This window comes from Nodularia spumigena CCY9414 (assembly GCF_000340565.2).
Lineage (GTDB): Bacteria > Cyanobacteriota > Cyanobacteriia > Cyanobacteriales > Nostocaceae > Nodularia > Nodularia spumigena.
On sequence record NZ_CP007203.1, the window covers coordinates 3581541 to 3595310 of the forward strand.

Annotated in this window: 8 protein-coding genes; 4 read left to right on the forward strand and 4 right to left on the reverse strand. The window is 42.5% G+C overall.

The genetic code is table 11. The features are described from left to right. Both NSP_RS26575 and NSP_RS26580 read left to right on the forward strand, forming a co-directional pair. Nucleotides 1–319, forward strand: a 319-nt coding sequence (locus NSP_RS26575; protein WP_044482775.1) for a helix-turn-helix domain-containing protein, incomplete at its 5' end; no start/stop codon positions are given. Next, nucleotides 226–816: an HARBI1 family protein gene (locus NSP_RS26580; protein WP_173403274.1), complete on the forward strand. Its 591-nt coding sequence runs from the start codon at nucleotides 226–228 to the stop codon at nucleotides 814–816. The genes NSP_RS26575 and NSP_RS26580, both read left to right, overlap by 94 nt. A gap of 61 nt (nucleotides 817–877) precedes the next feature. Here the strand turns inward: NSP_RS26580 and NSP_RS15620 are convergent, their stop codons facing one another. The 4 genes from NSP_RS15620 to NSP_RS15635 all read right to left on the reverse strand — a co-directional run bounded on the left by NSP_RS15620 (nucleotide 878) and on the right by NSP_RS15635 (nucleotide 8788). After that, complete coding sequence (locus NSP_RS15620) at nucleotides 878–4183, reverse strand: LamG domain-containing protein (protein ID WP_006197802.1); 3306 nt, start codon at nucleotides 4181–4183, stop codon at nucleotides 878–880. 537 nt (nucleotides 4184–4720) lie between these two features. Beyond that, the gene (locus NSP_RS15625; protein WP_006197803.1) at nucleotides 4721–4972 is read right to left on the reverse strand and encodes a hypothetical protein; all 252 of its coding nucleotides are present in this window, start codon (nucleotides 4970–4972) and stop codon (nucleotides 4721–4723) included. A gap of 334 nt (nucleotides 4973–5306) precedes the next feature. Continuing rightward, nucleotides 5307–8411, reverse strand: coding sequence for a phosphoenolpyruvate carboxylase (ppc, locus tag NSP_RS15630; RefSeq protein ID WP_006197804.1), 3105 nt, complete (start codon nucleotides 8409–8411; stop codon nucleotides 5307–5309). A gap of 119 nt (nucleotides 8412–8530) precedes the next feature. Then, nucleotides 8531–8788, reverse strand: coding sequence for a hypothetical protein (locus NSP_RS15635; RefSeq protein ID WP_173403350.1), 258 nt, complete (start codon nucleotides 8786–8788; stop codon nucleotides 8531–8533). A gap of 336 nt (nucleotides 8789–9124) precedes the next feature. Here NSP_RS15635 and NSP_RS15640 point away from each other — a divergent pair, with 336 nt between their 5' ends. Next, a complete protein-coding gene (locus NSP_RS15640; protein ID WP_006197806.1) occupies nucleotides 9125–12157 on the forward strand; it encodes a hypothetical protein in 3033 nt (1010 codons plus the stop codon). 67 nt (nucleotides 12158–12224) lie between these two features. Continuing rightward, the gene (locus tag NSP_RS15645; protein ID WP_006197807.1) at nucleotides 12225–13724 is read left to right on the forward strand and encodes an MBOAT family O-acyltransferase; all 1500 of its coding nucleotides are present in this window, start codon (nucleotides 12225–12227) and stop codon (nucleotides 13722–13724) included. The last annotated feature ends 46 nt before the right edge of the window (nucleotides 13725–13770 follow it).

A 13770-nucleotide genomic window follows, 5' to 3' on the forward strand; every position in this document is an offset into this window, starting at 1 on the left:
GCAGGAACTTTTAGACAAAGCCATTAAACTGCACAATCATAAACGAGAATTGCTTGAAGATAGAAAAGTGAGAATTATTCTGGGTGGAGGTGGTCGCAGACCAAAATTATCACCATCGGAGCAAATAATTCTCACCCTAACATATTTACGACATTTAACCACATTTCAACTATTGGGTATTCAATTTGGCGTGAGTGAAACAACTGCAAATGATACGTTTAACTATTGGTTGCCATTATTGGGAGAATTATTACCACCAAGTTTAGTAGAACAGGTAAAAAAAACTCCAGTGACTATGAAATTGTTAAAGAAGTTTTAACAGACTTTGAACTAATCGTAGATAGCTATGAACAGCCCATAGAAAGACCTTCAGAGTATCAACAGCAGGAAAAATATTACTCAGGTAAGAAGAAAATGCACACTAGAAAAAGTCAATTAATTGTTCTGCCTAATGGTAGAGATATTGTTGATGTAGTAGCTGGTGAGCCAGGACGAAAAAGTGACATAAATTTATTTCGGGAAAATAAAAATGGGTTTGAAGAGAAACAAAAATTTTCCGGTGACAAAGCTTACCAAGGAGAGAAATCAATTAAAACACCTGAAAAAAAGCCTAGAAAAAAAGAATTAAGTTCTGAACAAAAAATTCAAAATAAAGAACTGGCATCAGAGCGCATATTTGTAGAACATTTAATTCGTTTAGTGAAGATATTTAGAGTAGCTCAAGAAAGATTTAGATTAAATTCCTCTAAATACGAGCAGATAATTATGACTATTTGTGGACTCGTTAGATTACGCATTGGCACATTTATTTTGTAACTATAAAAACTTGAAATTATTTATAATAAAATTACCTCAAAGAGATCCTACTTTTGGCTAATTACCAACAACACGCATTTCTAACACCTATTCTACCGTAGAATCTCAGGATATTTGCAGTTAGCGATCGCTCACCAAAAATATCGTAACTGCAAGGGTTTGATAGTTTTCGGAGATGTCTTTTGTGGATGAGTGACGCAACCTGCGGCTTCAACTTGTCAATCTCTGCGTAGGCAGCGATTTTTGTTTCTAGGTCTTGCACTTCTTTCCTTAGAGGGGCTACCATAAAATCGGCCATACCATTCGCCCCAATATTTCTATAAATATCATTTATATGTAATTGGAGGAAGGTCAAATGCATTATCAAAACATTTTTATCATCTGCTCCCGTCAACAACGTTTCTCGACCAGCCAGCTCTTTCCGTTTTGCGGCTAGATCTTGTTGCGTTTGGTTCAGCGCAGAGGAGAGATTTGGTGTTTTATCATTTTCATCGCGCAATCGAGACAACAAATCTTGCTCTTTGTGGATGAGCGACGCAACCTGCTGCTTCAGCGTATCAATCTCTGCCCGAGTCCCATCCTGAGCATGATAGGCAGCGATTTTTATTTCTAGGTCTTGCCTTTCTTTGCGTAGGACGTTTTCTTCTGCCTGTTTGAGGACTAATTCTTTCTGCTTGGCAATGAATCCAGCCTGTTCATCCGCCAAGATTGTAAGTGCAATACCATCGGTGTATTTTGCTGCTGTAATCGCATCAGACAGCAGACGAATGCGGTGCTTGCGAATTTCTAGAGAATTCCAATTGCCTTGAACATTGGTAATCTCAAAGGAGCGGAGCAGACTGATCTCATCGGGAATCGTTAGGGTACAGGAAGCCCGATACCAGCCCTTCCCCAGATCTTCAAACTCATCTTGCACCGCCGAGACCGCAAGGGTGTCGTTGGCGCTGCGACTGGTTTTGCCCCAGTGGGAGAAGGTGAAGATCTTGGTACCTTGCCCCCGACCATCGGCATTGTTCAGATCCGCCAGCGTCAATGGTTTGGAAGCATTGACCTTGAACTCAAAGCTTTCTTCATAGGTGGCGCGTTGGCTTACGGCAAACAGGTCAGAATTGCTGTATTTCACGGCATCGGCTCCGCTGGCCAGCTTGCGGCTGAGGGTAGCGGCACTGACATAGGGATCGCCATAAACGGTGCCCTCATTGCCATGGATAGAGAAGTCGCTCACCTTGCCTTCGGCAATGCCGCCCAAGCGCCAATACCCTTCCAGGCCCACCTCTTTGCCCCGCAGTTGCAGGTACATATTGTTTTTGATGGTGTCCGCACTTTGGGGCAGCGACCAGATCCGTACCTCGGCCAGATGCCCAGAGAAAAAGTCTTGGCCTACTTTTCCGAACTGATAATTGCTGGATGGATAACTGTAAAGCTTTTCCGGTACATCCTCAACAACAGCAAATTCCACGCCATTTTTATAGAACCTGAAACGGTTGCCATCTTTCACCCAGGCTACATGAACCCAAGTCTCCGCCTGGTCAAAAAAGTTGTCGAGGGTGCCGCTCAAGACAGACTCTTGGCTGGGTGCGTCAAACGCCATGTAGTGCAATCCGCCGTTGTCAGGCGCAATCCACAGCGAAGGTTTCCATAGATCATTGCCCATCACAGCTTGGGTTGCCCCAGTATTGATCTGCGCCGGCTTGATCCAAGCAGAAAGGGTGAAGTTTTTGTTTTTGCCAAAGGGATCGGCAATTTCGATATAGTCGTTCACCCCATCCAGCACAACACCGCGCCGTTTGCGAGACACAACTTTGACATTGACGGCTTCTCCCTTGGGCCACTGGCGTTGAATGACAAAATTGGTATAATCAATTTTCTGAACTGGATAGGTATCGTTATAGGCATCTGTGCCGATAATTTGCACCTCATCCCCATTTTCTAAACCATGATTCTCGCAGATAACGCGCAATTTACCATTAGTGGTCTTTTGATAGGCTGTAATCATTCCGTCAAAGATTAAACCCGCTTGTTCTGGGTCTTCTTTTTCCCAATAACCCAAATTATCTACTGGTGTGGGTTGGTCAATTTCAAAGGTATGATCGTCTATTTTCTTGGTGGAATAAAGACCTTGATAATCACTGGTTCCTGTAATTTTTACGAGGTCGCCATTGGCTAATTCTCCTGCTTTACCTTCTGTGGAGATTTTCACCAAATCTTCCGCATTTTCTGCATCGGTTCCCACTGCTAACCCGGTAATTATTCCTTGGGGCGGCGGGGTTTTGTCTGCAAGGGCTTTGATTTCGTCTAAGGTGTTTAAAGGTAACAATATTTCTCGCTGACGACTGCGAATAATGCTGCGTTCCGGGGTTTCGTCAATTTCTGCTAGGGTTCCATCTCCGGCAATGGCAAAACTTAATGCTGCTGTGCCTTTATCTGTGGGAACTGCTAACATTAACTTGGTGGAAATTTTCAACAGTTGTTTATCCCCGGATTGGGTTTCCTGTTCTTGTTGTAAATCGTATTTAGTCGCTGATAAACCATTGGTGGGGTGAGAGTCACCAATTTCCAAAGTGCGTTTAATCACACCAGGAATTTTGCGAGGCACTAGGGTATCGTTTGATTCTGCAAAAAAAGTATAATCTTGAACGTCAAATAGTCCTTCTTCCGAGGCGCGAATAGTGGTTAATTCGACTTTCTGGGTTTGGCTGTTGTAGGCGAAAATATGCCAGCGATAAACGTCATTTTCAACAGTGGGAACTAAAACCACAGAAAACCAGCCTTGGTGCAGGTGATTGACTAAACATAATTCTGTGGTGGGTTCGTAGAACAAATTACCGTTAGCATCACGGAAGTCTAAGGTGTCGATATCAACAAGCCCATTAGACCCCTTGTTCATGTTTTTTGTGGGTGTGTGCTTCTGCCGACTCCGCTTAAACCGTACTTCTAACTTACGGTTCAGCTTATTGGTCATGCCATCTACGACAAAGCGATCGACCAATAGGGTGTTAGTTTTAGATTGGCGGAAAATATAAATATGTTCTAGTGCGGAAATAACTTGTACTGGGGCGACAGCTGTTTCATCTTTGGTTTTGTAGCGGGACTTGAGAAGATATTTACTGGTATCTTGTTGATAAGTCAGTTCGGCTTTTTCTTTTGCAATTACTGACTGGTCATCTTGTTCATCAGGGAAGTCTAGCACCTGCCAATTTTCCCATCCAGTTCTTTGGTCTGCTGGTGTATTGAGATAACTGTCTTCAAAACCATCTTGCTTAACGGTGTAGGAAATTACGCCATCGGCATCGGTAGCTAGGACAACGATTTTTCCTTCATGGGTAACGGTGTTGAGGTGTTGCAGTTTATCTTTGGTGAGATACATATATTAAGGTTGTGAATTTTTTGGAACAGATTTATTTTATACGCACTGTAATTCTTTACACCATAAGTATTTACAAAAATTCATCGCTTTGGGAGTATGTATTGTTTTATCCATGCCACCGTGATTAATTGCGAAAAAATCCTTAAATATTTAGGTTTTCAGCCTTTAATCAGGTGATGTACAAATATTTTTGTATAAAAATTAGCCATTATTTATATTTGTCTTACGTAATAATTTGGCTGTGATTGGGATAGTAACTTTACCAAAAAATAGGCTCAATTGCAGTGGAAAGGACTATTTTTGTACGTGGGTATCGCGTCATATAGCAACCGCCAAGGAGGTTAGGGCATAAACGGATAATAAAACCGAGACACCAAAAGGGTCTTAACCCAGTCTCCATTACCCAGCCATTAAGTATAAATATTTACTATTAATATACTGAAAATATCGCCTGGATTTTTCTCAGATGGCGATCGCATTATATCTGCACTCAATGACTGGGATTTAAGTATATTTAACTATATGTTTTAAATGTAGCTAAGGTTCTAGGCGTGTGATGGAACCGCCAACAAACGCTCCTAAAATTGTACCTGTCCATAATCCGGTTGTAGTACCTTGCCAAGCGGCTCCGGGTGTTACCCAAACATTACACATCACCTTTAAACCCCAAGCTTGATTTTGGCATTTTTGGTTATGCAGCATCGATGTCATTTGTCCACCGATGTAACCACCAAAAAATCCTGATGTTAAAGCTAAAAAGGTGCAAGTTAACAATCTATTTTTAACCATGAGTTCATTAATTCAGCTATTTCTAGCAATGGTGGGTTACGCTGCGCTTTAGCGGAGCCATGCCCCTTTGGCTATACCCACCCTACGGTTTTTGGGTAATTTATTTTTTGGTATCAACTGGTCAAAAAAGAGGATCAGGAGCAGGAGACAGGGGAGAAGACCCCATAGATCAATGTAGTTGCTCTGAAACAAGGACGCATTATTTCTTGTGCAAAGCATCTAGAAATAAATATTTTTCCTTTGAGGATAAATAAATTTAGTTGCTCAGAACCCTTTTGGCAGGGGAATTCCAAATCCCCCCTGCTCCCTGCTCCCTGCTCCCCTGCCTCTTCGGTCAACCTGTATTTCTCATCCCAGCCGCAATACCGTTAATCGTTAACAGTGCGCCTCGCAGTAACTCACCTTTGCTGTAACGCGAATGAATTACACCAGAAGTAGCAGTAATATTACGGGACTGCCGCAAGCGTTTGAGTAAGGAAACTTGGATAAATCCTAAAGGTACAATTGTCCCATTACGTAACTGTACTGAACGTTGTAAAACAGGATCACCATCCAAAAGCCGAGTGTTACCAGTAATTTTTAACACTAAATCCCTGGTAAGATAAAATTCGTCAGCAATTTGCTGAAAAACTTTTTCTAGTCGGGCTTGATCTTCAGGATTACCCAACTCTTGGACGTAGTGATGTGCCATTTGCATATCTACTTTGGCTAGGGTCATTTCTGCCTTGGAAATTACCATTTTGAAAAATGGCCACTTGAGATAAAAGTAGCGTAACAATTTCAGGTGTTCTTCTGATTCTTCTTCTTCATCCAAAAATCCCTGTAAAGCTGTGCCGATACCATACCAAGAAGGCAGCAAAAACCGGGTTTGTGTCCAGCTAAATACCCAAGGAATAGCTCGTAAACTGCTTAAATCTTTCTTTCCCGATGGACGTCGCGCTGGACGAGAACTAATTTGCAACTGGCTAATTTCTTCAATGGGGGTAACTTGGTGGAAAAAGTCGATAAAATCTGGCTGCTCGTAAATCAAATTGCGATAATGTTGACGCGATCGCACTGCTAATTCTTCCATAATCTCATTCCAAGGTTCAATATCATCAAACCCTGTACGTAATAAACTAGCTTGAATTACAGCCGTAGTAATGGTTTCCAAATTATACAGAGCTAAATCCAGCAAAGAGTATTTAGAAGCTAATACTTCCCCTTGTTCAGTAATCTTGATGCGCCCATTAATACTGTGTCCTGGTTGAGCCAAAATCGCCTCATAAGCTGGACCGCCACCTCGTCCCACAGAACCCCCGCGTCCGTGGAAAATCCGCAAACTCAGACCATATCCTTCCGCGATTGTCTGGAGTGATTTTTGGGCTTTATGAATTTCCCAGTTGCTACTTAAAAAACCAGAGTCTTTATTGCTGTCAGAATACCCCAGCATCACTTCTTGTAAGTTAGGGGTGAGGGGAGAAGCCGTAGTGGGGACAATCGGCAATGAAGAGCCTTCTTGCTGAATGGCTTTGAGTGCTTCATAACCACCTGCTAATAAAGCTCGATATAACGGGAGTTCAAATAGCTGCCGCATGACGCTTCTAGAGCGTTGTAGGTCTTCTACCGTCTCAAATAAGGGGACAACCTGAATAGTCCCTACAGCCACCACTGGGTCAAACAGTCGGGATTCTTTGGCTAAGAGCAAAACTTCCAAGACATCGCTAACTTCGCGGCACATACTAATAATGTAAGTTTGGCAGATGTTGACACCAAACTCTTGCTGTAGCGATCGCAATATCCGGAAAGTTTCAATTACATCATTGGTTTTTTCCGAAAATGGCAATTCTGCCGGAATTAATGGGCGACGGGTTTGCAGTTCCCCAGTTAGCCAAGCCACTCGCTGTTCTTCCGATAGCTCGTTATAGGATTGGGGTAAGACTTGCAGATATTCCAGAATCTCATTTAAAGCATCAGAGTGTCGCGTTGATTCTTGGCGGATATCCAACTGAGTCAAGTTAAAGTCAAAAATTTCGACTTGACAAATCAGAGTTTCTAACTCCCGACAACTTAAACCAGTTTCGGTCAAGTTACGTTCAATTAACCGCAGTTCGGCTAAAAACTCCGACCCCGAACGATACATGGGGGAGTCTTCCTTGGGTGATTTTTCGCGGTTATACAAGGCTACATTGCGATCGCGGGTATTTTCCAACCGCCTCAGCACATAAGCCAATTTCAAACGATAGGGTTCTTGGCGATAACGCAGCGCCAGCGCATCGTACACATCACCTAACTGCGACTGATCCATCTCTAAAGATTCCAGCAGTTCTGGTAAGACATCGCTCCAGTGCATCGATACACTCAATAATTCAATCAGCTGCTTCACTGATTTTATATATCGTTCCAGTACCATTTTACGCTGATAGCACGCTGTCTGCCAGGTGATTTCTGGTGTAACCGATGGATTACCATCACGATCTGAACCTACCCACGAGCCAAAAGAGCAAAAGTTTTTATGTGGAGGTTCTAGCCAAGTGAATGTTTTTCCTAGAGCATATTTCAAGCGCTTGTAGAGTTGAGGAATGCCATCAAATAACACTTCTTGGAAATAATGTAAGGCATAATCAACTTCATCCAGCACCGTGGGTTTGAACTGGTGGAGTTCATCTGTCCGCCACCACAGGCGAATTTCTTCGAGCAATTGTTCTCGCAAGTCTGCTGCTTCCCAAGGATATCCTCCCAAGGTGCTTTCAGTGCGGTTTTCCGCCACATCCAATTTTTGCAGAAGATTTACCACCTGTCTTTGTTTATCGCGGATAGTGTGACGAACTATTTCTGTCGGGTGGGCTGTAAAGACTAAACGCACATCCAGGTGTGAAATCAGCCGTTGAATTTGCTGCGGTGGTACATTCAGCTTGAATAAATGGGGAAACAAAGTCGCAAAAGTACCTTTTTGTTTTCCTGTGGATTTGGTAACCCAACTTGTTGTTGTAGAGTGATTAATCGCCTCTGTACAAGTTTCTATGCCTTTGTTAACAATGGCATCATCTTCATTTTGGTTAGAGGAGTAGGTAGCGTTTGATAACGTCTCCTCCTGAATTACCGTTTCTGCTTCCCCTTCTGAATAGCGGGTTAATTGCTGACGTTGTTCATATTCCTGCTCTATGATATTAATCAACTGGAAATACAACGCAAAGGCACGAGCTGCTCGAATTGCCTCGTTGATGTTCAGTTGTTCAATCAACTTAACGGCAGATGCGGCTTGATCGTTTCTTGCTTGTCCTTCTGGCGAACACAAATCGCGCAATTGTCGCAATAAATCTACCATTGTTTGACCGCATTCTTGCCGCAGTACAGATTCCCACAATTCCTCCACTACTTGAAGACGATGACGCAAAAATAATTCCGACGCAGGGTAGAAATTCAACCCATGAGACAAACTGTATAAAAGAGAACCCATAATTTCTGCTCTTGTAAGCTGATTACTGTTTACATCGTAGAGACGCGATTCATCCCGTCTGTGCAAGGCAATTAATCTCAGGGTAAAACCATGAGTATTTTAGGTTTTAAATATATTTTTTAACCTCTTTCCCCGCTTTTGGCGCTTGTATGCAAAGTGTTGTCCTCTGGGAACGGGAGAATTGGTAGGCGATCGCCTCGAAATAATTCTTCACTGGCTTGCCCCATAGATTGTAGGGCTTTTACTGCGGTTTTTTCTGTGGTTAGCAGAAGTAGTATAGACGCTGTACCTATTTGTAAGAGGAAAGATTGGGGAATGCTAAACAAAGGCAGATTGAATCCGGTATTGTCTGATGTTTTTTGGGTAGTAGGAGTCATTGCTGATTCTTGGTTTTTGGCAAATGAGTAAAACGAAACGCGCACATTCAACATCTGTGAGACTTCCAGACCTATATGTCTATCTTGGCCGATTTTGCAACCCACAAAGTAACAAAAATGTTAAAAAAAAACTGCAAAGTGTGATAGACCTATGTTTCTAGTTTACAAGTCCAGGCACTAGGGTTTCCCAGTCCTGCGTAAAAACGCAATTAATCGCGTCTGTAGAAGAAAGTGCTGAGTTCATGTTTGATTGACCAATGACCAATGATTTACCCTGAGCGTAGCCGAAGGGCTAATGACTAATGACCAATGACCAATGACCAAAGTTAACTGCCCATGAAAACAGTATTACTAGATAGTCAGAAATCACTAGTGCAGTGGGTAAGCCAAGCCACAGGAATCAACTCTTTTGGGGTAAAAGTCCGATTGCGGGGAAATGATCTACACATCCTATGTGAAAGTTCAGAGTTTCCTAAACGCTGGCGCACTCTGTCTGACTTGCTTCACGCACTACAGCAAACAGATTTGGATCTTTTAACAAGTAACGAACAACCCTCAATATACCAAGTATTTGTCTATGGGCGGAAGAAAGGGGAATATCGACCCACATGGTGTCATCGGGTTTATTTAAACCAACTAGAACGGCATCTAGAACAGGTAGATATAGCCCTGGAAGACGCGGAAAAATCCACTCATGTGGGTGGGGCATTAATTATCTCTAATGAAAGTTTGGCACGTCGGGGGGACCCCAATGCCATTGCCCGCTATCTCAGCGAAACTCTTAGTCCGTTAGGGGTATCGGTACAGGTAAACACCAAGCAATATCAGCCCAAAGATCGCAACCAAGCAGTAGTTAATCGCCTGTGGATCTTTTGTCAGTCTAGCTATAGCCCTGATTCATCATTATTAGCTGAACCAGTAGCCCAGCAGTTACGGCATTTGAAACTGGAGGGCTACCAAGATGCAGTAATTGTTTCCCAAGTCAGTGGTGAAACAGCATCTGATTGGATGCTCAGAGTGGATCTGCGTCCCCCAGAAATGATGCTCAAGGAATGGGCTAGGTGGGGAGATGTGCAGGCGATCGCCAGGCTGTTAAGCTCGATATTGTCAGCATCTGAAGTATCCGTACAAGCTGCTCTCAAAGAATCAACCCTACATATCTTTTGTACTCCGGCTGTTGACCCCTTAAACACTGCCCCAGCGCCAGATCAAGCCCACTGTTTAAAGATTATTTCACATCATCTCGAAGCGATCGCACCCCAAGGTATTCTCGCAGCCACTGTTTACGGACAAACAACTTCAGATCAACAACCAGCCTGGGTTGACTGGCTAACTTTACCTGCTAAGAACCATCCAGCCCTAGCCACATTACCCCTGGAATTAGCCAGCGATGGCGATGAAGCCGCCATTATTTTTTTACTAGAGCGCTTACTCAATGTTGATCTGGATTGGCGTTTAAAGACAGGTGGTATTCGTGTCATTCTCCTACGCAAAGGGGACTTATTGCATATTATGTGTGATGCCCCCATTTGCCCCGCCCGCTCACAAGTAGCCCACAAAGTCACCGATTTTCTGCGCCAGTTAAAAATGCCCCGTATTGCAGGGCTGCGGGTGTACGGTCGCCGTGCTGGTAATAAAGAACCATTTTGGCATCATGGCGTAGATTTAGTACAACGCCAACGTTTGGTTCCAGAAGCCACCCCAGAATTCGCCGCTACTGCGGAATATGTGAGTGAGCTTTTAACCACTGAAAATAATCACCCAGTTTTACGTAACGATTTAACCTCAGAAGAAGTTCAAAACTTTGTTACACAAGTCACACGACATTGGAGTAAAGACGCGATTAATCGCATCTCTACCATTAATGCGAAAAAGTGGCTCATAGAAACGCAACTATTTACAGATAGTGGTCAGTCTGTACCACAAAACTATGATAGTCAAGGGCTGAAGGTAGCTCTAGTTTGGGGGACTTTGGGTTTATTGTTGACTCTGCAAGCTGATTGGATGTTGAATTATCTAGTTACTCGCCATAAACCAAGTTCACCACAATTAACTAATATTTCGCGCTCCTTATCCCCTGTCCCAGAGCCATCATTGAATTCTCAGTCAGACGAGAGTGAGACAACATTGTTTAATCGCAGGTTTGGGACACAACCTCCTGAGAGTAAAGGTGTCTTTAATGATTCTGGGTTTACAGAAAGTGATGATCGCCAAGAGAAGATTTTCCGAGCCGGTCCACTCAAAGAAAGAGCTAACGCCTCGGCTATTTTATTAGCAGCACGCTCGCAAATGCCCAGTTTCAATTCTCGACAATTAGACGAACAACTAGCATTGTATAAACAGCGAATTGCTAGCACTGGTAAAGCCGCAGATGTATTAATTATTGGTTCCTCCCGCGCCTTGAGAGGAATTGATCCGGTAGCACTTTCTCAAGCTTTAGCAAATCAGGGTTATCCCAATATTGACGTATTTAATTTTGGCATTAACGGTGCAACAGCACAAATTGTAGACTTAATTATTCGTCAGGTTCTAGAGCCATCAGAACTACCAAAACTCATTCTTTGGGCAGATGGTTCCCGCGCCTTCAATAGCAATCGGGAAGATGTCACCTTTGGGGCGATCGCAGCATCAGAGGGTTACAAACAGGTATTGCAGAAAGCATTTACAGCCGCAAACAGCGATGAATCCCAGCAAAATTCTGAAGATTCTGCTGTTCAGCCTCAAGTAGTAGCACAACCAAAAATAAACAGTTATCAAGCAGTAAACGATTGGTTAAATCAGGCATTGTCTGGCGTTTCTCTGAGCTACCCAAATCGTGACCAGATTCAAAAAATGTTGCATAAACAATTGCTTTCATTGCCTGTATTTATACCTGCTCATATTATAGGCTCACAGACACAGTTAAACCCAGATAATTCCGAGCTAGATCCTACCCAGCAATCAGTGGATTTTGATGGATTTTTAGCTTTATCTGTGCGTTTCAATCCTACAGAACACTATCAAAAACACCCTAAAGTTACAGGTGATTACGACAACGATTATAAAGATTTCCTGATAGAAGGTGAACAAGATTATGCCTTTGAAAAAGTTTTACAGTTTACCCAGTCTCGAAATATTGATTTAGTGTTTATCAATATGCCTTTAACTGCCGATTATTTAGATCCAGTCCGCACGAAATATGAGCAAGTATTTCAGCAACATATGTTATCCCTAGCAACTAATCCCAAATTTATATATAGAGACTTAAGCCAACTTTGGACAAAAACCAATGATTACTTTTCTGACCCTAGTCACCTTAACCGTTTTGGAGCATACGAAGTATCAAAAAGGTTAGCTAATGATCCAATGATTGCTTGGCCGAGGAAGTAAGAATTGGAAAGTTAAGGATATTAGGGAAATAACCAATGACCAATGACCAATGACCAATGACTAAAATATGAACTTTATATCAATTTTCTATGGACTGTTTTTGTTGAGTGTACTGGGAATTTACTGGTCTGTAGATAACCAGAAGTTACGCCTGTGGACGTTGCTGATTGCTAGCCTTGTTTTTTACGGGTCTTTGGATATTCAGTACATTCCTTTATTATTGGTACTGACTTTAATTAACTTTCGTCTGGGGCTGGAAATTGGCAACAATACCGCACACGGAAAATATGCTGTTAACTGGCAACTTTCTAACGAAGAGTGGCAGTTTGCCCAAAGTGATTGGAATCGTCGTCGGTTGAAGTTGTTGTGGCTGGGTGTAAGTTTAAATGTTTTATTGTTACTAGGCTTTAAATATCTGCCGACTTTCTCTAAGTATGTTTTTAATCTGCAAATCAATTCGCTAGATTCTGCGTTTAAATTAATTGCACCTTTGGGAATTTCCTTTTTCACTTTTGAGTGTATTGCTTATTTAGTAGATGTCTATCGCGGTGCGCCTGCTACTAAAAATTTTCTCAAATTTGCTACGTATAAATTATTCTTTGCTAAACTGATTTCTGGACCAATTACTCGTTATCACACCCTAGCATCTCAATTCTATAGACCAAATTTTCCCTCTGCTGAGGGGGTGAGTCAGGCACTTTGGTTAATTTCTAGGGGCGCAGTCAAAAAAGGGCTTTTGGCAGATAATTTGGGAATCTTCGTTGATTTATGTTTTGGCAATCTACAACGGGCGGGTAGCATTGATCTGTGGTTGGCTACATTTGCCTACGGCTTGCAGTTGTATTTGGATTTCAGTGGTTATGTAGATATCGCCCGTGGAAGTGCTTTACTCTTCGGCTTAGTTTTACCGGAAAATTTTAACTTTCCCTATTTCAGCACCAGCATTGCTGAATTTTGGCGGCGCTGGCACATGACTTTAGGCGATTGGTTACGAAACTATGTCTACTTTCCTTTGGGTGGTTCGCGTCAAGGCTTGACTCGCACCTGCACGAATTTATTTATTGTCATGGTAATCGCTGGTATCTGGCACGGTTCAGCCTGGGGTTTTATTGTTTGGGGTGTATTCCACGGTTTAGCTTTGGGGGTACATCGACTTACAGATGTGATGAGCGATCGCTTTGAAAATTTGGCACATTTGTGGCAAAATCCTCTGGGTATAGTTGTCGCTTGGTTCTTAACCCAACTGATGGTTTTTACCTCTTGGATTTGGTTCCGCCTCCCCAACCTCCAGGATTCTTCTTGGGTCATTCAGCACCTCTGGGGTCATTCTGCCGATGCACAGTTTGTGCAAAAAGTTTATGTAGAAGCCCTGAATATGAACCAATATCAACTTACTTCTTTGCTGGGAATTTTAGCTTTACTTATGGGTATCATCTATGTCTTTAATGGCAAGCTGAAGTTAGAGTTTAACTGGCCTGTCAAGCTTGTCTTCGTACCGCTATGCCTCTACGCCGTCTGGTTATTAGCTCCTGAAGGCAGCTTACCTTATATTTACTTTGATTTTTAATTGTCACTTAATATAAGTAAATCTAATGTTTTTAGCAAAATTCATA